We start from the raw sequence: 24587 nt of genomic DNA, 5'->3' as shown, positions 1-24587 counted from the left end.
CATGTGCCGGTGCTTCGGTAGTGGAGGGTGTCGATGGCCAAGTGGGTCTATGCCTTTGGCGATGGCAAGGCGGAGGGGAGTGCTGACCAGCGCGATCTTCTGGGTGGCAAGGGCGCGAACCTTGCCGAAATGTGCAATCTGGGACTGCCGGTCCCGCCCGGTTTCACCGTCACCACCGAAGTCTGCACCTATTATTACGCCAATCAGCGCTCCTATCCGCCCGAGCTGACGAGCCAGGTCGAACATGCGCTGGAAGAGGTGGGACGCCTGACCGGTCGGCGCTTTGGCGATCCCGAGCGCTCGCTCCTCGTTTCAGTTCGCTCCGGCGCGCGTGCGTCGATGCCGGGCATGATGGACACGGTTCTCAATCTCGGCCTCAACGACCGCACCGTTGAAGCGCTGGCGGCCGAATCCGGTGATCCGCGCTTTGCCTGGGACAGCTATCGCCGCTTCATCCAGATGTATTGCAACGTTGTGCTTCATCTCGACCACGAGGTCTTCGAGGAGATCCTCGCCGACGAGAAGGGCAGGCTTGGCTACGAACTCGACACGGAGTTCACCGCCGAGGAATGGCAGCACATTGTCGGCCTCTACAAGAAGCGCATTGAGGAGGAACTGGGCGAGCCTTTCCCGCAGGACCCGCATCTCCAGCTTTGGGGTGCGATCGGCGCGGTCTTCGCAAGCTGGATGAATGCCCGCGCCATCACCTATCGCACGCTGCACGACATACCGGCAAGCTGGGGCACGGCAGTCAATGTTCAGGCCATGGTCTTCGGCAATATGGGCGAGGATTCGGCCACAGGCGTCGCCTTCACGCGCAATCCGTCGACCGGCGAGAAGAAGCTTTACGGCGAGTTTCTCGTCAATGCACAGGGCGAGGACGTCGTGGCTGGCATTCGCACGCCACAGAACATCACCGAGGCTGCGCGCCTGGATGCCGGTTCTGACCAGCCGTCGCTTGAAAAGCTGATGCCGGACGCTTTTTCCGCCTTTGTTGAAATCGCAGGGCGCCTGGAAAGCCACTATCGCGACATGCAGGATCTCGAATTTACCATCGAGCGCGGCAAGTTGTGGATGCTGCAGACCCGCTCGGGCAAGCGCACCACGAAGGCTGCATTGAGGATCGCGGTCGAGATGGCGGATGAAGGGCTCATCAGCCGGGAAGAAGCCGTCTGCCGCATTGACCCCGCCTCGCTCGACCAACTCCTGCATCCGACCATCGACCCCTCCGCCGCGCGTGACATTATCGGCATGGGGTTGCCGGCTTCCCCCGGTGCGGCCACGGGAGAAATCGTGTTTTCCTCTGAAGATGCAGAGGAAGCAAAGGCAGCCGGTCGTGCAGTCATCCTCGTGCGCGTGGAGACAAGCCCTGAGGACATTCACGGCATGCATGCCGCCGAAGGTATCCTGACCACGCGCGGCGGCATGACCAGTCATGCGGCGGTGGTGGCGCGCGGTATGGGAAAACCTTGTGTTTCGGGTGCAGGCACGCTGCGCGTGGACTATCGCAATGGCACGATGATCAGCATGGGCCGCATTTTTCGCAAGGGCGACATCATCACCATTGACGGCTCGTCCGGTCAGGTGCTGGCGGGAACGGTTGCCATGCAGCAGCCTGCTCTGTCCGGCTCCTTCTCCACGCTCATGGAATGGGCGGACAAAGCACGCCGCATGACGGTGCGCGCCAATGCCGAGACACCTGCTGACGCTAGAACCGCACGCTCCTTCGGGGCCGAAGGCATCGGTCTCTGCCGCACCGAGCACATGTTCTTCGACGACGAGCGCATTTTGGCGATGCGCGAAATGATCCTGGCCGAAAGCGCGGATGGGCGACGCAAGGCACTGGCGAAGCTTCTGCCCATGCAGCGGGCCGACTTTGCCGAAATCTTCGAGATCATGGCAGGCCTGCCCGTAACCATCCGCCTGCTCGACCCGCCGCTTCACGAATTCCTCCCGAAGACGGAGGAGGAAATCGCGGAAGTCGCGAATGCCATGGGTGTGGAGGTCGCGCTGCTGCGAGAGCGGACCGAGGCGCTTCATGAGTTCAACCCCATGCTGGGTCATCGTGGCTGTCGCCTTGCCGTCTCCTATCCCGAAATCGCCGAGATGCAGGCCCGCGCCATCTTCGAGGCTGCAGCACAGGCTGCCGAGAAGACGGGTGCTCCCATCGTGCCGGAAATCATGGTGCCGCTGGTCGGCATTGCCAATGAACTGGCCTTCGTGAAGGAACGTGTGGAAGCGGTCGCCGAGGAGGTGCTTTCGGAAAGCGGTCAGAAGATCGACTACCTGATCGGCACCATGATCGAGCTTCCTCGCGCGGCACTCAATGCCGGGGAGATTGCCAACGCTGCGGATTTCTTCTCGTTCGGAACGAATGACCTGACGCAGACCACATTCGGCATTTCACGCGACGATGCGGCCGGGTTCCTCGATACCTACCGGCAGAAGGGCATCATCGAGAAGGATCCCTTCGTGACGCTTGACCGGGATGGTGTGGGCCAGCTCGTGCGCATGGCAAGTGAAGCCGGGCGCAGAACGCGTGGTGATCTCAAGCTCGGCATTTGCGGTGAGCATGGCGGCGACCCGGCATCAATCACCTTTTGCGAGGAGGTCGGCCTCGACTACGTGTCTTGTTCGCCCTTCCGCGTGCCGATCGCGCGGCTGGCGGCGGCGCAGGCTGCGTGCCGTTCAGGCGTCTGACGAAACAGGCGCTGGCTCGACGGGTCGCAGATTTTCGGGAACCGGCGGGAAAAAGCGCTCGAGGCTGGCAAAGCCGGTTGCGATGGCTGCCACCGGCAGATCGCTGCTGCGCGCATCTTCAACCTTGAGAGGCCCGCCTTCCGTGGATTGGGAGATGATGGCCAAGGTATCGTTGCTGTCGCTTTGCAGTTCCACCGCCGCGACCCAGTCGCAATCCGCATGACCGCAAAGGCGCATCTTGAACAGGATGCGTCCGCCCACATGTTCCAGCGCTTCCTGCACGGCTCCTTCGAAGCCCTTGGCAACAAGATCCTGATGGCGCAATGCGAGGTCCATCTCCACGATTTCCAGCGGCACATCGTGCGGGGCTGGCGCGTCGGCTAGTGTGATTTCCATGTGGTCGGTCTTCCCTGCTGCGACTCCCCCTAACGCCAATGATCCCCATAAGTTCCAGATAATAATGATTAAAAGAAATGATTATGTCCGGTCTGAGGCACTGGACATTCGCATGACCGCTTCACAAGATGTCAGACCTTGAGGAGGAGGTTTCATATGCAGGGTTTGATGCAGGACTGGCCGCTTCTGTGCCACAAGATCTTGGATCACGCGGCACGGCAGCATGGTGAGCGCGAAGTGGTAACGCGCACGGTCGAAGGTGCGATTGCACGCACGACCTATGGAGCGCTTGCCAGCCGGTCACGCAAGGTTGCTTCGAAGCTGGTGCAGGAGGGTTTCGGCAAGGGAGACCGCGTGGCAACGCTTGGCTGGAACACTGCCCGTCATCTTGAGGTCTGGTACGGCGCGATGGGCATGGGCGGCGTCTATCACACGCTCAATCCGCGCCTTTTCCCCGACCAGATCGCCTGGATCATGAACCACGCGGAAGATGCCTGCCTGTTTGTCGATCTGACCTTCGTGCAGCTTGCCGAGAAGATCTGCCCGCAGGTCAAGACGCTCAGGCGCATCGTCATCATGACCGACAGCGCGAACATGCCGGAGACCACACTCGATGCAGTCGCCTATGAGGATTGGATTGCAGACGGCGATGAGGCCTTTGCCTGGGAAAGCTTCGAGGAAACGACGGCGGCGGGCATGTGCTACACCTCCGGCACCACCGGGGACCCCAAGGGCGTCGTCTACAGCCACCGTTCCAATGTGCTTCATGCCATGATGGCGGTTCAGCCCGATGCGATGGGGCTTTCGGCGCGCGATGTGGTTCTTCCTGTCGTGCCCATGTTCCACGCCAATGCCTGGGGCCTTGCCCAAAGCGCGCCCATGGTCGGCGCCAAGCTGGTCATGCCGGGGCCAAGGCTGGATGGCGAGGGGCTCTACGAGATGCTCGACAGCGAGCGCGTGACCTTTACCGCAGCCGTGCCGACGGTCTGGCTCATGCTGCTGCAATATCTGGAAAAGACCGGCAAGAAACTGCCCCATCTCAGGCGCGTCGTGATTGGCGGCTCGGCCTGCCCGCGCTCCATGACGCAGAAATTCCAGGACATCTATGATGTCGAAGTCATACATGCCTGGGGCATGACGGAAATGTCGCCGCTGGGCTCCCTTTGCTCGCTGAAGCCCGAATACGAGGATCTGGAAGGCGAGGCGCGGCTGGACATTCAGGACAAGCAGGGCCATGCGCCATTTGGCGTGGAAATGCGTATCGTCAACGACAATGGCGAGGAACTGCCCTGGGACGGCAAGACCTTCGGGCGCCTGCAGGTGCGCGGGCCTGCCGTTTCCAGCAGCTACTATGGTGGCGCCGGTGCAGAGCAGTTCGATGAAGAAGGCTGGTTCGACACAGGTGACGTCGCGCATATTGACCGGTATGGCTATCTCAAGATCACGGACCGCGCGAAGGATGTCATCAAGTCGGGCGGTGAATGGATTTCGACGATCGAGCTGGAAAACCTCGCTGTTGGCCATCCGGAAGTCGCGGAAGCCGCCGTCATCGGCGTGCATCACCCGAAATGGGACGAGCGACCACTATTGGTGGTGGTGAAGAAGGAAGGCTGTGATCCCACCAGAGAAGACCTCATCACCTTCCTGTCCGACAAGGTCGCCAAATGGTGGTTGCCCGACGACGTCGTGTTCGTCGACGAGCTGCCGCATACCGCCACCGGCAAGATCCAGAAGACGACATTGCGACGTCAGATGGAAGGTTACACGCTGCCACAAGCGGTCTGAGGAATATCGGATGCCGGGCTGCCATGCGGCCCGGTGGACCGTTCCTCAAGTGCCTTTGACCTGCCGCAGCCGGGCGTTTATAGCTCGCCGACTTCCCACGCAAACAAGCCGTGCAGGACATTCATGGTCGCCATCATAGAGCAGCGTTATGCGCCTGCAGCCTACCGGGCGAGAGGTGTCGCCTCCTTCGCGCTGGTGCTGGCTGTCTCCTCGGCGCTCGCGCATCGCTATGATCTTGTCGAAACGCTGCCATTTCTGTGGCTGATCGCGATCTGCGGTCTGCTTGGGCTGACCGGTCTCGTGCTTGCCATCAGCGGCTTCGTGCAGATGTGGCAGCATGGATGGCGGGGGCTTGGTGCCGCCACGCTGGGCCTGTTTCTTTCAGTCCTCGTGCTCGTGCCCTACGGCGTTTCGCTTTTCAACATCGTGACGAACCCGCAGCTGGTCGACATCTCGACCGATCTGCAGGACCCGCCGGAATTTCAGGCCGCCGAGCGATTGAGGGATGCTGACGCCAACCCCGTTACGGCGCTTGATGCGGCGCGCGCGGAACGCATCGCAAAATCCTACCCGGACATCACGGGCCGCCGCTACGAATTCGCTCGCGAAAGCGTGGAGGATGTTCTGGATGAACTGATTGCCGATCGCGGCTGGAAGGTCACGGCGCGTGGCGGTGACCCGGCAGTCACGACGATTGAAGCAGTCGCGAAATCCTATTTGCTCGGATTTGATTCCGATGTGGTCATCCGCATCGAGGATCAGGATAACGCGACCTTCGTCGATATGCGTTCAGCATCACGCTATGGCAGCCATGACATGGGCGAAAACGCCGAGCGGATCCGTCGCTTTCTGACCGAGCTCGACAAGCGGCTTCAGGAACTGACGGAAATCTGACGCTCAGGCCGGCAAATAGGTGGTATCGATCGCCGGTTCACCTTCGCAGGACACCAGGTTCTTGCCGACCAGATCTTCAAGATGCGCCAGCACGGACAGTGCTGCCGCGCCATGCAGGCGCGGATCGGTATCCCGGTAGATTGCCGCCACAATCTCGGGAATGTTGCGGTCACCGTCCATGATGCGCTGCAGGATGGCTCGCTCGCGCATGCGGCGATGCGTGCGCAAACCCCGCATGAAGGCGCGAGGCTTTGTCACTGCACCGCCATGCCCGGGCAGAAGCACGCGATCATCGCGCTCCAGAAGCCGGTCGAGACTTGCCATGAAGTCGCTCATGGAGCCGTCGGGAGGTGCGACAATGGAGGTTGCCCAGGCCATGACGTGATCGGCGGAGAAGAGAATGCCGGTGCCTTCGAGTGCGAACACCGAATGATTGGCCGCATGGCCGGGCGTGTGGAGCGTGCGGATCGACCAACCATCACCCGTTATGACCTCGCCGTCACCAAGCGCGTGGTCGGGCGTGAAGTCCACATCGGCACTTTCCTGCAGCGGATTGACCTCGCCCACATGCAAGGGCCGGGCAGGGCGGTGGGGACCTTCCGCGCATATGACCGCGCCTGTCTCCTCGGCAAGCTTGCGCGCCAGCGGGGAATGGTCCTTGTGGGTGTGACTGACAAAGATGTGGCTGACCGGCCGGCCATCGACCGCTTCAAGAAGCGTTGCCAGATGCATCTCGTCTTCCGGTCCCGGATCGATGATGGCCAGCGTCTCGCGACCGACAATATAGCTATTGGTGCCGTGAAAGGTGAAGGCGGATGGATTCTGCACGGTCAGCCGCAGCACGTTTTCGGCAACGGGCACGGCCTCGCCGTATCGGGGCTCGAAACGCGTGTCGAAATCCATGAAATAAAACTCCTGCGCAAAGCGGCTGAACAGGGGAGAGCGTTCGCTGATCTGTTGCCGCTTAACATGGAAGCAATTATAGAGGAACGCGAATGCGCTCATTCTTTTCAGGAGGCACCATGTCTGAGGCGATTGCATCACGCCCGCTCGTTTCCCTCGCTCTGCCCGAATCCGGGGCTGCACGTCTGGCCGCTCAGGCCGGTCTCGCGCTCACCGGTTCGCTGCTTCTGGCACTGTCGGCAAAGACCAAGGTCGTGCTCGGCCCTGTCGACATGTCGATGCAGAGCCTTGTCATCATGCTGATCGCGGCAGGTTTCGGCTTCCGTCTCGGCGTTGCAACGCTGCTTCTCTACATCGCCGAAGGCGCAATGGGCCTCCCGGTCTTCCAGGGCACGCCTGAAAAGGGCATCGGCCTTGCATACATGGTTGGCCCGACGGGCGGATACCTGCTTGGCTTTGTCGCCATGGCCGCCATTGTCGGTGCTGCCGCTGACCGCGGCTTCGACCGCAACCCGCTCAAGATGGGTGCCGCTACTGTTGCCGCAAGCGCGGTTGTTCTGGCGCTGGGCTTTGCCTGGCTTGCTGTCCTTATCGGTGCCGACAAGGCCTGGCAGTTCGGCGTTGCACCCTTCATCCTGCCGGATCTCGTCAAGGCTGCACTCGCCGCCTGCGTGACCTCTGCCGGCTGGGCAGCACTGCGTGGCTTCGGTCTCGGCGGTCGCTGATCGGCGAATTCGCCTGACGCTAACGATTTGCGAAGAGGCCGCGGGTTAGATTGCCCGCGGCCTTTTCTTTTGGCCCTTCGGCCCACGCGGCATGAAAATGAGGGGAATACCTTTGGCGGTCTTGGTAACGGGCGGTGCCGGCTATATCGGCAGCCATATGGCATGGGAACTGATCGACAGGGACGAGGAAGTCGTCGTTGTCGACCGTCTTTCCACCGGCTTCGACTGGGCCGTGCCGGAGGCCGCTCGTCTTGTCGTTCAGGACATCGGCGACCGCAAGGTGATGGAAGAGATCATCCGCCGTCACCGCGTCGAGGCGATCATCCATTTCGCCGGCTCGGTGATCGTTCCCGAATCGCTTGGCGATCCCCTGGGCTACTACCACAACAACACCATGAAGACGCACAGCCTGCTTCAGGCTGCCGTCAATTGCGGTGTTCGCCACTTCGTCTTTTCCTCCACCGCAGCCGTCTATGGCATTCCCGACCGCGCGCCGGTGCGCGAGGAAGCGGCCCTTCGCCCCGAAACGCCCTATGGCGCTTCGAAAATGATGATCGAGCGCATGCTGCAGGATACCGCTGCAGCGCATGATCTCAGTTTTACGGCCCTGCGCTATTTCAACGTGTCGGGTGCCGATCCGCGCCTTCGCACCGGGCAATCGACCAAGGGCGCGACCCATCTCATAAAGGTCGCCTGCGAGGCGGCCACCGGCAAGAGACCTCTGATCGAAGTCTTCGGCACGGACTATCCCTCCCGTGACGGAACCTGCATCCGTGACTTCATCCATGTAAGCGATCTGGTCAGCGCCCACTATCTCGCGCTGCAACGATTGCGCGCCGGTGGCGAGAGTCTGATCGCCAATGCCGGCTATGGACGGGGGCACACGGTCTTCGAGGTGATCGAGACCGTCAAGCGGCTGTCTGGACGCGACTTCCAGGTCAAGCACGCTCCGCGTCGTACAGGCGATGTCATGGCCGTGGTGGCAAGCTCAGACAAGTGCCGCCAGGAGTTGGGCTGGGAGCCGCGTTATGACGATCTCGACACGATCATCACCCATGCGCTGCAATGGGAAGAGGTACTGGCCCGCCGCAACCGGCTATGAGCCGCCCATCACCGTTTGAACCAACAGCCTGAGATCAAGCAGGGCCGACATGCTGCGCATATAGCGCAGGTCGGCCTCGGCCAGGATTTGCGGTCGGGACATGTCGATCCCCTGCACCTGCGCAAGCCCCGTAATGCCGGGGCGAATCTCCAGCACCCGGCGGCTTTGGCGCGCCGCGATCAGTTCGTGCTGACTTGGCAGGCAGGGGCGCGGACCGACGAGGCTCATGTCGCCGAGCAGGACATTCCAAAGCTGCGGCAGCTCGTCGATCTTGGTGCGGCGCAGGAACCGCCCGACAGGCGTGATCGTGGCCTGTGCCGCCTCATGCGTCGGCACGGAAGGTGCGTCCACATACATGCTGCGCAGCTTGTAACAGCGAAAGACGCGGCCATTCAGTCCCACGCGCTCCTGCGCGAAGATCGCCGGGCCGTGTGAATTCCTTCGGATGGCGATTGCTGCAATCCCGATTACGGGCAGCGCCACCAGACCGCAGGGAATAGTCAGGCAAAGGTCTAGAAGCCGCTTGCCAAGCCGTGGGTAGAACCCTCTGGTGGCCTGAGGGTCCACGCTGCTGCGCGTGTTGTCGTTCATTTAGGGGTGGGCCTCAGGAATGACGTGGCAGATTGGCCGTTTCCGGTTGCAACTTTGCTTCGATGGTCAGCGGCTGCTGGTCACGCCGCTTTTGCAATTCGCCGAACAGCACATCGCGAACCACCTGCTCGTCGCCTGTTTCCAGCGCTTGGCGCAGTGCCTCCAGCATGGCCGGTACCTGGTTCGACATGCGGTTCTGCGGCTTGGCGCGCAGGATCTTCGGATGTTGTGTCGGCGTCACGCCGACGGGATCGTAGAAGAGTTCCTCATGCAGTTTCTCGCCATCACGCATGCCAATCGTGACGATCTCGATGTCCCCTGCCGGGTTTTGCTCGTCGCGCACGGTAAGTCCGGCGAGCATGACCATGTCACGCGCGAGATCGCGGATACGCACCGGCTCGCCCATGTCCAGAAGCAGAATGTCGCCGCAGGATGAAAGGGTGGAGGCCTGGATGATGAGTTCTGCCGCCTCGCGCACCGACATGAAGTAGCGCGTCATCTCATCATCGGTGAGCGTCACCGGGCCGCCAGCCGCAATCTGCTCCTTGAAGAGCGGGACGACCGAGCCGCTGGAACCGATCACATTGCCGAAGCGTACGGAGGAATAGACGCCACCTGCAGCCTTTTCTTCAAGCTGCCGCCCGTAGTGGCGCAAGATGAGCTCCGCCCAGCGCTTGGTCGCGCCCATCACGCTGGACGGACGAACGGCCTTGTCGGATGAGATCAGAACGAATTTCTCGACATTGGCGGCATGAGCCTCCTGCACCAGTGCCAATGTGCCGAAGACATTGTTGTGCACGCCCTGCAGGACATTCTTCTCAACCAGCGAGACATGCTTGAAGGCCGCACAGTGATAGACTGTCTGGATGCGATGCTGCCGGAATATGCGTGCCAGCATGGCAGCATCGGTGATCGTGCCCAGAACCGGAACCACGGGAAAGCCGTGGCGGCGCATCTCGCGCTCGATCTGGTAGAGGCCAAGCTCGTTGACCTCCAGAAGCACGAGCTTGCGCGGATTGGCCTGTGCGATGGCGCGGCACACGGCAGAGCCGATCGAGCCGGCAGCACCCGTGACGAGGATCGTGCGCCCCTCGACGGCCTCGCGCACCAGTTCCGGATCGGCAGGCACGGGGGAGCGGCCAAGCAGGTCGTCAATGTCGATGTCGCGGATATGGCTAACAAGATAGCGGCCTGCCGCGAGATCGGCGAGCGGAGGAAGCAGCCTTATCTTCAGCCCGTGGTGACCAAGCTTGGCAACCAGTTCGCGCCTGCGCCGCGGCCCGGCAGATGTGGAGGCGATGATGACTTCCTTTATGCCGACATTGGCAACCAGATCGTCGATATTGCCTTCCGGATAGATGCGCAGGCCCATAATATCCATGCCCGCCATGCCCTTGTCGTCGCTGATGAAGCCGACGACCTGCCGGTCGGGCGAATTGTGCAGCGCATCCGCAAGCTGCACGGCTGCGTCACCGACGCCGTAGATCAGCACGGGCGTCTTGTCCGCACCACGACCCGAGCGTCCGCGCAGAAGCGCTTTCACGGCAAACCGGCTTCCCGCAACCGCGCAGAAGCCGCCGACCCAGTAGAGCACCGCGATGGTACGCGGAATGCCGCTGGCACCATAGGAAAGGGTGAGAAAGACCATGCTCACCCAGATGAGCGACGAAATGGAGACCGCAATGAAGATCGTCCACAGCGCCCGCTCGCGCAAATAGCGCAGCACGGCGCGGTAAAGGCCCATTTTCACGAAAACGGGGATCGCGATGACCGGACCCGCGACCATGAAAAGCATCTGCTCGAAATTGGGAATGAAGAGCTGGTTGAAGCGGTAGCAGAAAGCAGCCCAGATGATGAATACTAGGCTGAAGAAGTCGACCGTGACCAGCATGAGCCGCTTGGTGCGCCGGGGGCGCGAGATGATCCACTCACGCATCTGGTTCATCGTCATCTTCAAAACCAACTCTCAAAACATCTCTCAAGCCGCCGAAGCACCGGCTTGACGGGAACGCAAATACCCAAAGCTGACCGGTTCTTCTACCAGTATTTGCCCGTAAGGTCGAATGCGTAAGCATTCCTTAACATCTTCGTTCCCCGCAGCTTCGGGGGCATCAACACCAGAATGACCTTTTTGATGTCAAACTCATGTCAGAGAGATTGCACTTGGCGCGGCGAATCCTTATAGGGAGCACTGTTTCGCGTCCGAGGCGTTTTCCTCGGAAAGTTGGGGCGTAGCCAAGTGGTAAGGCAGCGGTTTTTGGTACCGCCATGCGCAGGTTCGAATCCTGCCGCCCCAGCCAGAAACTGCCAATTTTATCCCCGCATCCGTCCACGCCCTTACCCTTTCCGCAGCTTGATCTGCAGGAAGGATGCCACCCATGGACGATACCGCTCTTCTGAAACTGCCTTTCATCATGCCGTCACAGGCCCAGAAACATGTGACGCATAACGAGGCGTTGTTGCGGCTTGATGCGCTGGTGCAGCTTTCGGTGAAAAGCCGGGCGCTGAGCGAACCGCCAAGTGCAGTGGCGGAAGGCGCGCGGTATATTGTTGCTGCGGGCGCAAGCGGGCTTTGGGAAGGGCGCGCGGGGCAGGTGGCCGCATTCCAGGACGGCATCTGGGTTTTCTACGAGCCGCAGCCGGGCTGGCAGGCGGTCATCGAGGATGAAGCCTCCGTTGCCATCTGGCTTGATGGCATGTGGCAGATAACTTCCGGCGGCAATGGAGAACAGGTGGCCCGGCTTGGCATCGGCACGGCTCCCGATGACACCAACCGCTTCTCCGCCAAGCTGAACAATGCACTTTTCGCGGCGGCAGAAAGCGGGGAGGGGGAAAGCGGCGATTTGCGCCTCGTCATGAACAAGGAGGGTGCGGGGAATGTTTTGTCGCTGATCTTCCAATCCGGCTGGTCCGCGCGTGCCGAATTTGGTTTGGCCGGCAGTGACGACCTGATCTTCAAGACCAGCGCGGATGGTGTGAGCTTTCGCGATGCGCTCGTATTGCGCGCTGCGGATGCGGTGGTCGATCAGCCCAATCTTCCCCGCTTCAAGGCCTTCACCAATTACGACAATTACGCCGCCCTCGACAGCTGGACGACCATCGGCATCAACAATGCCGACTACAATGATCAATCGGTTTTCGATGCCGGTACAGGCCTGTTCACCGCGCCTGCCGATGGCACCTATTTTCTGGGCGCCAATCTGCTTTTCAAGGTGAATGCGTCGCTGGATGCACGCATGCGCGCGCGCTTTCTCCTCAATGATGTCGCACCGGTCCGGGGATCGACGCAGAGCCTGACCGGTGCCCATGTCTCGGAACAGACCACACTCCGGATCGAGGCATTCGCCTCACTGTCGACCGGAGACACGGTGGCGCTGCAGGGCGGCTTCACGGGTGCCGACGGCTATTTCGCCGCGGATGAAACCTGTTTCTGGGGCATGAAGATCGGCTGACACGAAAAAGGGCGGCTCGATGGGCCGCCCTTTTTCATCCGTCTCGTCAGGCGTCTCAGGCCTGAATCAGGCCGCGCAACTCTTCGACCTTCTTTTCTAGAAGCGCCTTGTCGCCGCGCGTCTCGACATTCAGGCGCAGGAGAGGTTCGGTGTTGGAGGCACGCAGATTGAAGCGCCAGTCGTCGAAGACCATGCCGAGACCGTCAATGCTCTCCACTTCCGGATTGGCGGACTGGAAATGCTCCGCGACACGTTCCTGCACGGCCTTGGCGTCGTCCACGGTAAAGTTCAGCTCGCCCGAGCAGGGATAGGCGGCAATGCGCTCTTCCAGAACATCGGCCAGCCGCGCGCCGGAAGCTGAAAGCTCCGAGACGACGTCCAGCCAGGCCAGCATGCCCGAATCGCAATAGCTGAAATCGCGGAAATAGTGATGCGCGCTCATCTCGCCGCCATAGATGGCGTTTTCCTCGCGCATCATCTGCTTGAAATAGGCGTGGCCCGTGCGGCAGGGCTTGGCCACGCCGCCATTGCTTTCCACGATGTCGATCGTGTTCCAGGTCAGGCGCGGATCGTAAAGTATCGTGCTGCCCGGCTCCTTCTCAAGCATGTGCTTGGCGATCATGCCCACCAGATAATAGCCTTCGACGAAGCGGCCCTTGTGGTCATAGAGGAAGCAGCGGTCGAAATCGCCGTCCCAGGCAATGCCGAGATCCGCGCCGTGGTCGAGAACGGCCTGGCTCGCCTTCTGGCGCTTCTCAGGCAACAGCGGATTTGGCACGCCATTCGGCAGCTTCGGGTCCGGCTCATGGTCCACCTTGATGAAGGTGAAGGGCAGGTGACGCTCCAAAAGATCGATGATCGGCCCCGCGCAACCATTGCCGGCATGGGTGACGATCTTGAGTGGCTTGAGCTGCCTGGATGTCACTTCCTGAAGAAGCCGCGCAATATAGTCCTCGCGGTTGCAGTGGTCGTGGAAGGCTCCGCGGTCCGCGTGGTCGGTAACCTGCGGGAGCGCATCATCTGAACGCACCAGTTTCTCGATCGCGTTGAAGGCGTTTTCCGGTGTGGCAGCCGCGGCACCCTTAAGCACCATCTTGATGCCGTTGTAATCCGGCGGGTTGTGGCTGGCCGTCACCATCAGACCGGCATCGGCTCCGGAATGCGCGGTGTGGAAATAGACTTCTTCAGTGCCGCAGCGACCCACCGGCAACACGTCGACGCCGCTATCCATCAATCCCTGCATCAATGCTTGTGCCAGTGCAGGGCTGTCGACGCGCATGTCGTGGCCAACAACCACGCGCTGTGGATCAAGGGAGGCCTTGACCGCCTGCGCAAAGCGATAGGCGAATGGCACATTGATCTGGGAGGGGATCTGTCCGCGAACGTCATACGCTTTGAACGGAGCACTCATTCCTGGCTGTTCTCCTGATTGCCGCCACTAATCAGCGCGAATGCGCCATGCGGTTGTAGTTAGATGGGATGATGGCTGAACGCAAATCTTCGCAGGCAGCAGCAGCATCACCGCGTGTAACAATGCTCTCAACATGTTGAACGTTCCGCAATGTTGCGCAACCCACGCACAACCCCTATCACGTGACAAATTGATCCGGGGTTCCGGCGGCGGCAGGTTAGACAATGCAATTCATAGATTTGGGCGCCCAGCGCGCACGCATAGAGACACGTCTCAACGAACGGGTGGCAAAGGTCATCGCGGAAGGGCGCTATATTCTCGGCCCGGAAGTGGGCGAGCTTGAACAGGCGCTCGCCGAATATGTCGGCGTGAAGCATGTTGTCGCCTGCGCCAACGGCACCGATGCGCTGCTGATTCCGCTGATGGCAAAGGGCATCGGCCCCGGCGACGCTGTTTTCGTGCCAAGCTTCACCTTTGCCGCGACGGCGGAAGTGGTGGCGCTGGCCGGTGCCTCACCCGTCTTCGTCGACATTGAAGCGGACAGCTACAATATCGACATCGAAAGTCTCGAAGCAGCCATTGCGATGGTGCGCGAGAAAGGGGAGCTTGAGCCAAAGGCGGTCATCCCCGTCGACCTTTTCGGTCTTGCCGCGAATTATCAGAAGATCGCGGGTATTGCGGAACGCGAAGGCCTGTTCGTGATTGAGGACGCGGCGCAGTCCATGGGTGGTGCCAGCGGTAACACCATGTGTGGTGCCTTTGGTGATGTTGCCGGCACAAGTTTTTATCCTGCAAAGCCGCTTGGCTGCTACGGCGACGGCGGAGCCATGTTTACCGATGACGGTGATCTTGCCGATGCGCTGCGCTCAGTTGCCTTTCACGGAAAGGGTGCAAGCCAGTATGACAATGTGCGGGTAGGGCTGAACTCACGCCTCGACACGATCCAGGCGGCAATCCTGCTGGAAAAGCTTTCCATTCTTCCTGAGGAGATGGAGCTTCGCCAGAAGGTGGCGGATCGCTACAGGGATGGCCTCGGCGATGTCGTCACAGTGCCCGTGCTGCCGGAAGGTGAGCGCTCCGCATGGGCGCAATACGCCATCGAGACGCCGAAGCGCGATGCGGTGCGCGCGCATCTCAAGGATGAAGGCATACCGTCGGTTATCTATTACGAGCGCCCGCTCCACGTGCAGGACGCCTACAAGGCGTATCCGCGTACGCCCACGGGCCTGGAAGTTTCGGAAACCCTGCCTAACCGCATCCTGTGCCTGCCCATGCATCCCTATCTGAGAGCGGATGATCAGGATCGGGTGATTGCAGAAATTCGAAAGGCTGTTGGCGCCGCCTGAGGCGGATTTCGGTGACGGCGGAAGAACATTCCGCCTATTCCCGACGCCGCGCAAAACGCACTCGCATTCTGCCGATACTATAGGGGCTACTTCCTGTAGCCCCTAAGCTGCCGGTGGTACTCCCTAAAGCAGGCTCAGCCACGCCACCTGTGGCCGCACTGCTCGAAGGGTACCGGCATGAATGCACCAATCTCCCATCTCAGGCTCTCCCATCTCCAGCGTCTGGAGGCGGAATCGATCCATATCATGCGTGAGGTGGCGGCAAGCTTCTCCAAGCCCGTGATGCTCTACTCGGTGGGCAAGGATTCTTCCGTCCTGCTGCATCTGGCGATGAAGGCGTTCTATCCCGCCAAGCCGCCATTTCCCTTCCTGCATGTCGACACGACCTGGAAGTTCCGCGAGATGATCGAGTTTCGCGACCGCATGGCGCGCGAGAAGGGTTTTGATCTGCTGGTGCATATTAACGAGGAAGGCGTGCGCGAGGGGATCGGCCCCTTCTCGCACGGCTCCAATGTGCATACCCATGTGATGAAGACGGTGGCGCTGCGCCAGGCGCTCGACAAATACGGCTTCGATGCAGCCTTCGGCGGCGCGCGCCGTGATGAAGAGAAAAGCCGCGCCAAGGAGCGCATCTTCTCCTTCCGCACCAAGACCCATGGCTGGGACCCGAAGGACCAGCGTCCGGAAATGTGGAAGACCTACAATACACGCGTGGCACCGGGTGAATCGATCCGCGTCTTCCCGCTGTCCAACTGGACCGAGCTCGATATCTGGCAATATATCCTGCAGGAAGAGATCCCCATCGTGCCGCTCTATTACGCCGCCAAACGCCCCGTGGTGGAGCGCGACGGCATGCTCATCATGAAGGATGATGACCGCATGGAGCTGCAGCCGGGCGAGAGCCTGCAGGAGCGCATGGTGCGCTTCCGCACCCTTGGCTGCTACCCGCTGACGGGTGCGATCGAATCATCCGCCGACACGCTTGAAGCCATCGTGGCCGAAATGCTGACCGCCCGCACCTCCGAGCGCCAGGGTCGCGCCATCGACAAGGATGAGGCAGGCTCCATGGAGAAGAAGAAGCGCGAGGGATATTTCTGATGCTGGACGCAAACCTGAACCCCGCCACTGAAGCTGCCGTTGAAGGCATCCGCGATTATCTCGCCGCCCAGGAAAACAAGACGCTTCTGCGCTTCCTGACCTGCGGCTCGGTCGATGACGGAAAGTCGACCCTGATCGGTCGACTTCTCTATGACACCAAGCTGATATTCGAGGATCAGCTGGCAGCGCTGGAAAAGGATTCGAAGAAGCACGGCACGACGGGCGAGGATATCGATCTGGCCCTTCTGGTCGACGGTCTTGAGGCCGAGCGCGAGCAGGGCATCACCATCGATGTCGCCTATCGCTTCTTCTCCACCCCGAAGCGCAAATTCATCGTCGCCGACACGCCGGGCCACGAGCAATATACCCGCAACATGGCAACAGGTGCTTCCACCGCCGATCTGGCCGTGGTGCTGGTCGATGCGCGCCAGGGTGTGCTGCCGCAGACGCGCCGTCACTCGATCATTGCCTCGCTTCTTGGCATCCGCAACATCGTGCTGGCGGTCAACAAGATCGATCTCGTCGGCTTCTCGAAGGAACGTTTTGGCGAGATCGTCGAGGAATACCGCGCCTTTGCAAAGGATCTGGGTTTTGCCAGCGTCATGCCGATCCCCATGTCGGCGCGCTTCGGCGACAATGTCTCGCGACCGTCGGAGAATATGAGCTGGTATGATGGCCCGACCCTGATCGGCCATCTGGAAACGGTGGATATCGAGCGGGGCTTGAGCGCCAAGCCGTTCCGCTTTCCCGTTCAATATGTGAACCGCCCCAATCTCGACTTCCGCGGTTTCGCAGGCACGGTTGCATCCGGCTCTGTTGCGGTGGGTGATCAGGTGGTGGTCGCCAAATCCGGCAAGCCCTCCCGCGTCAGGCGCATCGTGACCTATGATGGCGACCTGAGCCGTGCGGCGGAGGGTGAAGCTGTCACGCTGGTGCTGGAAGACGAGATCGAGGTCTCGCGCGGCAACATGCTGGTCACCCCCGATGCGCGCCCGCATGTGGCCGATCAGCTGGCGGCAACCCTGGTCTGGTTCGACGAGCAGGCCATGATGCCCGGTCGTCCTTACGTGCTGCGCACCGAAACCGACGAGGTGAGTGCCACGGTCTCGGCGCTGAAGCACCGCACCAATATCAACAATTTCGCCCATGAGGCCGCCAAGCATCTGGAGATGAACGAGGTTGGCGAATGCAATCTGTCGCTTCAGGCCCCGATTGCCTTCGACAGCTTTGCCGACAACCGCACCACGGGCTCCTTCATCCTGATCGACCGCATCACCAACCGCACGGTTGGCGCAGGCATGATCCTTCATCCGTTGCGCCGTGCGGCCAACATCCATTGGCAGGCGCTGGATGTGACGAAGCAGTCGCGTGCCGAGCAGAAGCACCAGAAGCCCGCGGTCCTGTGGTTCACCGGGCTTTCGGGTTCGGGCAAGTCGACCATCGCCAATCTTCTGGAGAAGAAGCTTCATGCCGATGGCCGCCATACCTATATCCTGGATGGCGACAATGTGCGCCACGGGCTGAACCGCGATCTGGGCTTCACCGAGGAAGACCGCGTGGAGAACATCCGCCGCGTGGCCGAGGTCGCCAAGCTGATGGCGGATGCGGGCCTCATCGTGCTTGTCTCCTTCATCTCGCCCTTCCGTGCGGAACGCCGCATGGCGCGCGAACTGATGGAGGAGGGCGAGTTTGTCGAGGTCTTCGTCGACACGCCTTTCGAGGAATGCGCAAAGCGTGACCCCAAGGGCCTCTATGCCCGCGCGCTGAAGGGTGAGATAAAGAACTTCACGGGCGTGGATTCCCCTTACGAGGAGCCCGAGCGTGCCGATATCCACCTGAAGACGGCAGGGCGCGCGCCGGAAGATCTGGCCGATGAACTGGAAGCATGGCTGAAGGACAAGGGCATTTGCTGACCGAAACACTGAAGCCCGCGCACGCGCCCCATGACGATGGGGCGCTGGTCGCGCTTTTCGAGGCCATCGCCATCGAAGCAGGCACGGCCATCATGGATGTGCGCGAGAAGGGCTGTGCGGTGGAGGAGAAGGCCGATGCCTCTCCCGTCACCATTGCCGATCGTGCGGCCGAGGCCATCATCCTGAAGCAACTGGCAAAGGAACTCGGTGCCACCCCTTGCGTCTCGGAAGAGGCGGCTTCGGGTGGTGTCATCCCGGCTTGCGGCGAGGATGGTTTCCTGCTGGTCGATCCGCTCGATGGAACACGCGAATTCATCAACCAGCGCCCCGACTTCACGGTCAATATCGCGCTGGTGCGCAAGGGCGTCCCGGAAGTGGGCGTCGTCTATGCGCCAGCCCGTCAGACGCTGTGGAGCGGACGACCGGGTTCGGCGGAAAAGGCGAAGATCGAAGATGGCCGGATCATAAGCCGCGAAGCCATTCAGGTGCGCGAGGCTCCCAATCCCCCCGTCATCGTCGCCTCACGCTCGCATCTGACACCCGAGACGGAATCCTTCATCGCCCGGTATCCCGGCGCGACCACCGTGTCAGTCGGCTCCTCACTCAAATTCTGCCTGATCGCGGAAGGCGAGGCCGATCTCTACCCCCGCTTTGGCCCCACCATGCAATGGGACACGGCAGCAGGGGACGCGGTCCTGCGCGCCGCAGGCGGCCGCACCACCCACGAAGACGGCAGCCTCCTCGCCTATGGGCCGAAAAAGGGCGAGGGTCTGGAGCAGTTCAGGAACCCGAACTTCGTTGCAACAGGCAAGGCGGCGAAGGCCTGATCACGCCGCCTCAAGCTCGTTCGCCCAAGGCGGATTGGCGCCCGCACGCGAAACGGTGATCGCTGCAACGCGTGCTGCAAAGCTGAGCGCTTCGCTGAGGTCGGCACCCTTGAGCGATGCGATCTCGGCCTTGCCAAGCTTGCCGCCTTCGTGGAGGGCTGCGAGCAGCCCGGCATTGAACGTGTCGCCCGCACCAACCGTGTCCACCACCTCGACCTTGTGGGCGGGCACATGCAGCTCCTCATCGCGCAGGAAGACACGCGCCCCGTCGCCACCGCTGGTCACCACCACGATATGACATCCCGCTTCGAGCAGTTGCGATGCTGCTTCGGCGGTCCCGGTATTCGGCTTCAGCCATTCCAGATCCTCGACCGAAATCTTCACGATATCGGCCTGCTTGACGAGCCTTGCGAGGCGCCTGCGATGTTCATCTGCATCGGTAATGAAGGCGGGCCGGATATTGGGATCAAGCATCACCACCCGATCCTTCGCCGCCCGCGCCATGAGTGCCTCATAGGCGCTGGCCGCAGGTTCGTTCACAAGACTGATCCCACCGAACAGCAGTCCTGAAATCCCCTCCAGGGCGGGAAGCGAGGCAGCATCAAGCATCCTTCCGGCCGAGTTCTCGTCGTAGAAGCGATAGCTCGCATGGCCGTCATCGAGATGCACGAAGGCAAGCGTGGTTGGCAGGTCGGAGAACCGAACGCGCGACAGATCCACACGGCTCTCTTCCAGGGCCTCCCTGAGCATGGTGCCGAACAGGTCGGTCGAAAGGCCCGAATAGAAGCCCACAGGCACTCCGAGCCGCCCCAGCGCAATGGCAGAGTTGAACACGGAGCCACCGATATGCGGGGCAAAGGCGTGGCCACCCTCACGCGTCTCCCGGGGCAGCATGTCGATAAGGGCTTCGCCGCAGCAAAGGATCATGATGATGTCTTTCGTGATGTTCAGGAGTGGATGTTGAACGGTGCGCCGATCAGGAAACGCTCGGCCAGCGGCAGACTGGCGCCACCAAGCGCCCGGGCATGACGACCGACGCTTCCCTCGCGTACCGCCGGAAGCACAAGACCTTCGGAATCCTTTTCGTCAAGCGCCCTTTGAACCTCTTCAACCAGGCGCGCTCGAAGGCTGCGGGGCAGCCATCCCTCGATTATCGCGGCTTCGAAATCGACCACCGATGAAGCCGCCACGATGGCATGTGCCAGGCCTTCTGCGGCCTCAGTGAGCCAGTTCTCGAAGTGGTCGTCGATATCGCCCCAGTCTTCCGGCGACGTCCACAGGAACTGCGCGTCAAAGCCGGCCTTGCGCAGCGTGCTTTCAAGCACATGGATCGAGGCTACATCGATGAGCTGGCGGTAGGAGTTCCCCGGACCGGGCACGGGCATGGAACCAAGCGCGCCAGCATTCCCGCTCCGGCCCGCGTAAACGCGCCCGCCCATGGCAATGCCGCCACCGATGAATGCGCCGACATAAAAATAGAGGAAGTCGCCGGTAATGCCGGTGTCGCCAAATACCAGCTCCGCGCCACAGGCGCAGGTCCCGTCATTCTGCAGATAGACCGGGAAGGGGCAAAGGGAGCTGAGTTCCGCGCGGATATCCCGCTCGCGCCAACCGTCCATGGCACCATGCGGTGCACCGGCAGTATCGGCCCAGTTCCAAAGCTGGAAGGGCATGGCGATCCCAAGACCGCCGATGCGGTTCCACTCCACCGAAAGACCGTTCTCCTTCATGGCCGCAATTTCGTCCACCACCCAGGAAATTGTCTCCGCCGGTGTTGGATATTGATGCGCGCGCTGGGTCATTCGGCGTAGCTTGCCCGTGAAGTCGATCAGCGCCAGTTCGCAGCTTCTGCGCCCGATCTTCAGGCCGAGAAAATAGGCCCCGTCCGGGTTTAGATGCATGGGGATTGAAGGCTGGCCCACACGGCCACGCTTCGGCGTGCCTCGCGCAAGCAGATGCTCTTCTTCCAGTTCACGCATGATAACGGAGACGGTCTGGGCCGAAAGACCGGTCAGACGCGCAATGTCGCTCTTGGCCAGGCTGCCATGCTGCCTCAGAAGCGATAGCACCAACCGCTCATTATGGTCGCGCATGCCGCTCTGATTTGTGCCGCGTCCTTGCGCCGTATCTCTTTTCCGGCCCGGCGAATTACTCGCATCCATCGGCCACATCCTCCATCAACTCGCGCCGATTGTTTCGCCACAAACTGCAAGTGTCAATTATTAAATAAGAATGATTTATATATTGACACTCGTCCCTCACGGTAGTTTCCTATGGTTGTCACGACCGCGGTGGTGGCGCTGGATTGAGTGCAAACCCACCGCTCAGTTCACGGGAGGATCATGTGATGAAAAGAACAGTTCTCAAGGCGAGCGCGCTCGCGATCGCCGGTGCCTCGATGCTTGCCCTTTCAGGCCCGGCATCTGCACAGGAAGTCGGTGCCTGCCTGATCACCAAGACGGATATCAACCCGTTCTTCGTGAAGATGAAGGAGGGCGCAACTGCCAAGGCCGGAGAGCTTGGCGTTGAACTTTCCACCTATGCCGGCAAGATCGATGGTGACCACGAGACACAGGTGCAGGCCATCGAATCCTGCATTGCTTCCGGCGCGAAAGGCATTCTTCTGACGGCATCCGACACCAAGGCCATCGTGCCGGCGGTGAAAAAGGCGCGCGACGCCGGTATACTCGTCATCGCGCTCGATACGCCGCTCGAGCCCATTGATTCTGCCGACGCAACCTTCGCGACCGACAATTTCAAGGCAGGCGAACTGATCGGTCAATGGGCCGCCAAAACCCTGGGTGACGAGGCGCAGAATGCCAAGATCGCCTTGCTGGATCTGGCGCCAAGCCAGCCTTCGGTGGATGTGCTGCGCAACCAGGGCTTCCTGCAGGGCTTCGGCATCGATCTGAAGGACGAGAACATGATCGGCGACGAGGATGATGCGCGGATCGTCGGCAATGATGTGACCAGCGGCAACGAAGAGGGTGGGCGCAAGGCCATGGAAAACCTTCTGCAGAAGGATCCGGACATCAATGTCGTCTACACGATCAACGAGCCGGCAGCCGCAGGTGCCTATGAGGCGCTCAAGTCGTTTGGCAAGGAAGCGGATGTATTGATCGTATCCGTCGATGGCGGCTGCCCGGGCGTGCAGAATGTCAAGGAAGGCATTATCGGCGCAACCTCCCAGCAATATCCGCTGCTGATGGCATCCATGGGCATCGAAGCCATCAAGAAATACGCCGAAAGCGGCGAGCTTCCCGAAACAAGCCCGGGTCTCGACTTCTTCAACACCGGCGTGACGCTGGTGACCGACAAGCCTGTCGAAGGGGTCGAGTCCATCGATTCCGAAGAGGGGCTTGATCGCTGCTGGGGCTGACGCGACCACGTGAATGCGGAAGCGTGTATCGCTTCCGCGTTCCCGTTTTCAAGGCAGCCAACGCCGTCTCAGTTCACGGGAGGATAGAATGAGTGACGCAGGCGCGGCCCCGCGCAAGCAGGAATTCGAGGAGGTGCTCGATCGCAGCGACCAGTCGGTAGCCGCCTTCGAAGGCCACGAGAAGAATTTCGTGGACCGCCTTCAACATTTTCTCCATGGCAATCCCACGATGGTGCCGGTGATCGTGCTGGCCATCAGCATCATTGCCTTCGGGTTCATCGCAGGCGATCGCTTCTTCAGCGCGTTCAACCTGTCGCTGATCATGCAGCAGGTTTCGATCATTGGCATTCTCGCAGCGGCGCAAAGCCTGGTCATCCTGACGGCCGGCATCGATTTGTCCGTTGGGGCGAATATGGTGTTGGCTTCGGTGATCATGGGCAATCTGGGTGTCCAGATGGGGCTGCCCACACCTGTCGCGATCGGAATAGGCTTCATCTGTGGCGCCCTGGCGGGGATGCTCAACGGATTCCTCGTCACGAAGGTCAGATTGCCTCCCTTCATCGTGACGCTTGGCACCTGGAACATCTTCTTCGCCTTGAACCTCTGGCTCTCGGGCGCTCAGTCCATTCGCAGCCAGGACATTGACGCGCAGGCTCCGCTTCTCAAGTTCTTTGGCGAAAGCATCAACATAGGTGGCGCCCAATTCACCTTCGGCTCCATGTTGATGGTGCTGATCTTCGCCGTCCTCTGGTATGTCTTGAACCGCACCGCCTGGGGCCGACATGTATATGCCGTGGGTGATGACAAGGATGCCGCGGAACTGGCCGGCATCAGAACCAGCCGCACGCTCGTCCAGGTCTACGCGCTTGCCGGTCTCGTCTGCGGCATTGCAGCCTGGGCTGCCATTGGTCGCGTGGGCTCGGTTTCTCCCCAGAGTTTTCAGGAAGCAAACCTTCAGTCGATCACCGCTGTCGTGATCGGAGGTATTTCGCTTTTTGGCGGCCGTGGCTCGATCATCGGCCCACTGGTCGGAGCCCTGATCGTCGGCGTCTTCAATTCCGGACTGCGCCTGGCTGGGGTGGATGTGCTGTGGCAGGTCTTCGCCATTGGCTGGTTGACCATCATAGCCGTGGCAATGGACCAGTGGATAAGAAAGGTATCGGCATGACGGCTCAACCCATTCTTACAGCCCGCGGATTGGTGAAGCGCTATGGGCGGGTCGTTGCCCTCAATCATGCGGATTTCGATCTCTATCCCGGCGAAGTGCTCGCTGTCATCGGTGATAATGGCGCCGGCAAGACCACCCTCATCAAGGCGATCTCCGGAGCCATACGTCCGGATGAAGGTGAGATACGCCTTGACGGGCAGAAGGTGGATTTCCGCTCGCCGCTGGAAGCGCGTGATGCGGGCATCGAAACGGTGCACCAGACCCTCGCCCTGTCGCCCGCGCTGTCCATAGCCGACAACATGTTCCTGGGCAGAGAGCTTCGCAAACCGGGCTTCCGGGGGCGCTGGTTGCGTGCCCTGGACCGCGACAGGATGGAGGAGGTTGCGCGCCAGAAGCTCAACGAACTTGGCTTGCTGACGATCCAGAACATCCGCCAGGCGGTTGAGACGCTTTCTGGCGGACAGCGCCAGGGCGTGGCGGTGGTGCGCGCCGCGACATTCGGTTCGAAGGTCATCATCATGGACGAGCCGACCGCCGCACTTGGCGTGAAGGAATCACGCAAGGTGCTTGATCTCATCCAGGATGTGAAATCCCGTGGATTGCCCATAGTGCTCATATCGCACAACATGCCTCACGTCTTCGAGGTGGCGGACCGCGTGCATGTGCATCGGCTCGGTCAGCGTCTTTGTGTCATCGATCCGAAACAGCACACAATGTCTGACGCCGTTGCCTATATGACAGGCGCAATGGAGCCTCCGAGCGAAGCCGCTGTCGCCTGATTTTGGCCATCTGGACTGAAAGCCCGGCATCATTGCCGGGCTTTCCGCATCTCAGCGAACCGAAAATGCCTTGGAAGAACTGGACCGATCGCAACTCCGCGCTTATCAAGTGCGCGCA

20 protein-coding genes and 1 tRNA gene are annotated in these 24587 nt (G+C 60.9%); 14 read left to right on the top strand and 7 right to left on the bottom strand.

Annotated elements, in window-relative coordinates:
- Window positions 1-33: 33 nt before the first annotated feature.
- The gene (gene ppdK, locus EL18_RS08670; RefSeq protein ID WP_036481892.1) at window positions 34-2700 is read left to right on the top strand and encodes a pyruvate, phosphate dikinase; all 2667 of its coding nucleotides are present in this window, start codon (window positions 34-36) and stop codon (window positions 2698-2700) included.
- Here ppdK and EL18_RS08665 read toward each other — a convergent pair.
- Entirely contained in the window at window positions 2689-3096 is a 408-nt protein-coding gene (locus EL18_RS08665) for a hypothetical protein (RefSeq protein ID WP_200875510.1), read from the bottom strand. The two genes, ppdK and EL18_RS08665, sit on opposite strands and share 12 nt — an antisense overlap.
- Before the next feature lie 156 nt (window positions 3097-3252).
- Here EL18_RS08665 and EL18_RS08660 point away from each other — a divergent pair, with 156 nt between their 5' ends.
- The gene (locus tag EL18_RS08660; RefSeq protein WP_036481889.1) at window positions 3253-4881 is read left to right on the top strand and encodes a long-chain-fatty-acid--CoA ligase; all 1629 of its coding nucleotides are present in this window, start codon (window positions 3253-3255) and stop codon (window positions 4879-4881) included.
- Between the two features lie 123 nt (window positions 4882-5004).
- On the top strand, window positions 5005-5775 hold the full coding sequence (locus EL18_RS08655) for a DUF1499 domain-containing protein (protein ID WP_036481886.1): 771 nt from the start codon (window positions 5005-5007) through the stop codon (window positions 5773-5775).
- Between the two features lie 3 nt (window positions 5776-5778).
- Here the strand turns inward: EL18_RS08655 and EL18_RS08650 are convergent, their stop codons facing one another.
- The gene (locus EL18_RS08650; RefSeq protein WP_036484317.1) at window positions 5779-6678 is read right to left on the bottom strand and encodes an MBL fold metallo-hydrolase; all 900 of its coding nucleotides are present in this window, start codon (window positions 6676-6678) and stop codon (window positions 5779-5781) included.
- A gap of 119 nt (window positions 6679-6797) precedes the next feature.
- On the opposite strand from EL18_RS08650, the gene EL18_RS08645 reads away from it, so the two are divergent.
- The gene (locus EL18_RS08645; RefSeq protein ID WP_036484314.1) at window positions 6798-7403 is read left to right on the top strand and encodes a biotin transporter BioY; all 606 of its coding nucleotides are present in this window, start codon (window positions 6798-6800) and stop codon (window positions 7401-7403) included.
- A 112-nt stretch (window positions 7404-7515) separates the two neighbouring features.
- Window positions 7516-8505: a UDP-glucose 4-epimerase GalE gene (galE, locus tag EL18_RS08640; RefSeq protein ID WP_036481883.1), complete on the top strand. Its 990-nt coding sequence runs from the start codon at window positions 7516-7518 to the stop codon at window positions 8503-8505.
- On the opposite strand, the gene EL18_RS08635 is transcribed toward galE, so the two are convergent.
- Both EL18_RS08635 and EL18_RS08630 read right to left on the bottom strand, forming a co-directional pair.
- Entirely contained in the window at window positions 8500-9096 is a 597-nt protein-coding gene (locus EL18_RS08635) for a sugar transferase (protein WP_081871125.1), read from the bottom strand. The genes galE and EL18_RS08635 overlap by 6 nt on opposite strands.
- 13 nt (window positions 9097-9109) lie before the next feature.
- The gene (locus EL18_RS08630; RefSeq protein WP_081871218.1) at window positions 9110-11047 is read right to left on the bottom strand and encodes a polysaccharide biosynthesis protein; all 1938 of its coding nucleotides are present in this window, start codon (window positions 11045-11047) and stop codon (window positions 9110-9112) included.
- A gap of 274 nt (window positions 11048-11321) precedes the next feature.
- On the opposite strand from EL18_RS08630, the gene EL18_RS08625 reads away from it, so the two are divergent.
- Window positions 11322-11396, top strand: a tRNA-Gln gene (locus EL18_RS08625).
- 78 nt (window positions 11397-11474) lie between these two features.
- Window positions 11475-12548 carry a DUF2793 domain-containing protein gene (locus EL18_RS08620; protein WP_036481880.1) on the top strand — a complete coding sequence of 358 codons (1074 nt, stop codon included), beginning with the start codon at window positions 11475-11477 and terminating at the stop codon, window positions 12546-12548.
- A gap of 55 nt (window positions 12549-12603) precedes the next feature.
- Here EL18_RS08620 and EL18_RS08615 read toward each other — a convergent pair whose 3' ends face one another.
- The gene (locus tag EL18_RS08615) at window positions 12604-13959 is read right to left on the bottom strand and encodes a phosphomannomutase/phosphoglucomutase (RefSeq protein ID WP_036481878.1); all 1356 of its coding nucleotides are present in this window, start codon (window positions 13957-13959) and stop codon (window positions 12604-12606) included.
- 224 nt (window positions 13960-14183) lie between these two features.
- Here EL18_RS08615 and EL18_RS08610 point away from each other — a divergent pair, with 224 nt between their 5' ends.
- From EL18_RS08610 to cysQ, 4 genes are all read left to right on the top strand, one after another.
- Window positions 14184-15305: a DegT/DnrJ/EryC1/StrS family aminotransferase gene (locus EL18_RS08610; protein WP_036481876.1), complete on the top strand. Its 1122-nt coding sequence runs from the start codon at window positions 14184-14186 to the stop codon at window positions 15303-15305.
- A gap of 177 nt (window positions 15306-15482) precedes the next feature.
- Complete coding sequence (gene cysD, locus EL18_RS08605) at window positions 15483-16403, top strand: sulfate adenylyltransferase subunit CysD (protein ID WP_036481874.1); 921 nt, start codon at window positions 15483-15485, stop codon at window positions 16401-16403.
- Entirely contained in the window at window positions 16403-18316 is a 1914-nt protein-coding gene (gene cysN, locus EL18_RS08600) for a sulfate adenylyltransferase subunit CysN (protein WP_036481871.1), read from the top strand. Before cysD ends, cysN begins: the two co-directional genes overlap by 1 nt.
- Window positions 18289-19143 carry a 3'(2'),5'-bisphosphate nucleotidase CysQ gene (gene cysQ, locus EL18_RS08595; RefSeq protein ID WP_051913911.1) on the top strand — a complete coding sequence of 285 codons (855 nt, stop codon included), beginning with the start codon at window positions 18289-18291 and terminating at the stop codon, window positions 19141-19143. The genes cysN and cysQ overlap by 28 nt, the downstream gene beginning before the upstream one ends.
- Here cysQ and EL18_RS08590 read toward each other — a convergent pair whose 3' ends face one another.
- A complete protein-coding gene (locus EL18_RS08590) occupies window positions 19144-20070 on the bottom strand; it encodes a carbohydrate kinase family protein (RefSeq protein WP_036481868.1) in 927 nt (308 codons plus the stop codon).
- 20 nt (window positions 20071-20090) lie between these two features.
- The gene (locus EL18_RS08585) at window positions 20091-21236 is read right to left on the bottom strand and encodes an ROK family transcriptional regulator (protein ID WP_152552983.1); all 1146 of its coding nucleotides are present in this window, start codon (window positions 21234-21236) and stop codon (window positions 20091-20093) included.
- 254 nt (window positions 21237-21490) lie between these two features.
- Between EL18_RS08585 and EL18_RS08580 the strand changes: the two genes are divergently transcribed.
- The 3 genes from EL18_RS08580 to EL18_RS08570 all read left to right on the top strand — a co-directional run bounded on the left by EL18_RS08580 (window position 21491) and on the right by EL18_RS08570 (window position 24469).
- On the top strand, window positions 21491-22522 hold the full coding sequence (locus EL18_RS08580; RefSeq protein ID WP_036481862.1) for a sugar ABC transporter substrate-binding protein: 1032 nt from the start codon (window positions 21491-21493) through the stop codon (window positions 22520-22522).
- An 88-nt stretch (window positions 22523-22610) separates the two neighbouring features.
- Complete coding sequence (locus tag EL18_RS08575; RefSeq protein WP_036481859.1) at window positions 22611-23690, top strand: ABC transporter permease; 1080 nt, start codon at window positions 22611-22613, stop codon at window positions 23688-23690.
- Complete coding sequence (locus EL18_RS08570; protein ID WP_036481857.1) at window positions 23687-24469, top strand: ATP-binding cassette domain-containing protein; 783 nt, start codon at window positions 23687-23689, stop codon at window positions 24467-24469. Before EL18_RS08575 ends, EL18_RS08570 begins: the two co-directional genes overlap by 4 nt.
- The last annotated feature ends 118 nt before the right edge of the window (window positions 24470-24587 follow it).

The organism is Nitratireductor basaltis (assembly GCF_000733725.1).
Taxonomy (GTDB): domain Bacteria; phylum Pseudomonadota; class Alphaproteobacteria; order Rhizobiales; family Rhizobiaceae; genus Chelativorans; species Chelativorans basaltis.
Note: the sequence above shows the minus strand (reverse complement) of the source record. Positions and strands in the feature narration are given on the sequence as shown.

Excerpts from the sequence above, each read along its gene's own strand:
- ppdK (WP_036481892.1), top strand. The coding sequence starts at position 34 with ATGGCCAAGTGGGTCTATGCCTTTGGCGATGGCAAGGCGGAGGGGAGT.
- EL18_RS08665 (WP_200875510.1), bottom strand. The coding sequence starts at position 3,096 with ATGGAAATCACACTAGCCGACGCGCCAGCCCCGCACGATGTGCCGCTG.
- EL18_RS08660 (WP_036481889.1), top strand. The coding sequence starts at position 3,253 with ATGCAGGGTTTGATGCAGGACTGGCCGCTTCTGTGCCACAAGATCTTG.
- EL18_RS08655 (WP_036481886.1), top strand. The coding sequence starts at position 5,005 with ATGGTCGCCATCATAGAGCAGCGTTATGCGCCTGCAGCCTACCGGGCG.
- EL18_RS08650 (WP_036484317.1), bottom strand. The coding sequence starts at position 6,678 with ATGGATTTCGACACGCGTTTCGAGCCCCGATACGGCGAGGCCGTGCCC.
- EL18_RS08645 (WP_036484314.1), top strand. The coding sequence starts at position 6,798 with ATGTCTGAGGCGATTGCATCACGCCCGCTCGTTTCCCTCGCTCTGCCC.
- EL18_RS08635 (WP_081871125.1), bottom strand. The coding sequence starts at position 9,096 with ATGAACGACAACACGCGCAGCAGCGTGGACCCTCAGGCCACCAGAGGG.
- EL18_RS08630 (WP_081871218.1), bottom strand. The coding sequence starts at position 11,047 with ATGACGATGAACCAGATGCGTGAGTGGATCATCTCGCGCCCCCGGCGC.
- EL18_RS08620 (WP_036481880.1), top strand. The coding sequence starts at position 11,475 with ATGGACGATACCGCTCTTCTGAAACTGCCTTTCATCATGCCGTCACAG.
- EL18_RS08615 (WP_036481878.1), bottom strand. The coding sequence starts at position 13,959 with ATGAGTGCTCCGTTCAAAGCGTATGACGTTCGCGGACAGATCCCCTCC.
- EL18_RS08610 (WP_036481876.1), top strand. The coding sequence starts at position 14,184 with ATGCAATTCATAGATTTGGGCGCCCAGCGCGCACGCATAGAGACACGT.
- cysD (WP_036481874.1), top strand. The coding sequence starts at position 15,483 with ATGAATGCACCAATCTCCCATCTCAGGCTCTCCCATCTCCAGCGTCTG.
- cysN (WP_036481871.1), top strand. The coding sequence starts at position 16,403 with ATGCTGGACGCAAACCTGAACCCCGCCACTGAAGCTGCCGTTGAAGGC.
- cysQ (WP_051913911.1), top strand. The coding sequence starts at position 18,289 with ATGGCTGAAGGACAAGGGCATTTGCTGACCGAAACACTGAAGCCCGCG.
- EL18_RS08590 (WP_036481868.1), bottom strand. The coding sequence starts at position 20,070 with ATGATCCTTTGCTGCGGCGAAGCCCTTATCGACATGCTGCCCCGGGAG.
- EL18_RS08585 (WP_152552983.1), bottom strand. The coding sequence starts at position 21,236 with ATGCGCGACCATAATGAGCGGTTGGTGCTATCGCTTCTGAGGCAGCAT.
- EL18_RS08580 (WP_036481862.1), top strand. The coding sequence starts at position 21,491 with ATGAAAAGAACAGTTCTCAAGGCGAGCGCGCTCGCGATCGCCGGTGCC.
- EL18_RS08575 (WP_036481859.1), top strand. The coding sequence starts at position 22,611 with ATGAGTGACGCAGGCGCGGCCCCGCGCAAGCAGGAATTCGAGGAGGTG.
- EL18_RS08570 (WP_036481857.1), top strand. The coding sequence starts at position 23,687 with ATGACGGCTCAACCCATTCTTACAGCCCGCGGATTGGTGAAGCGCTAT.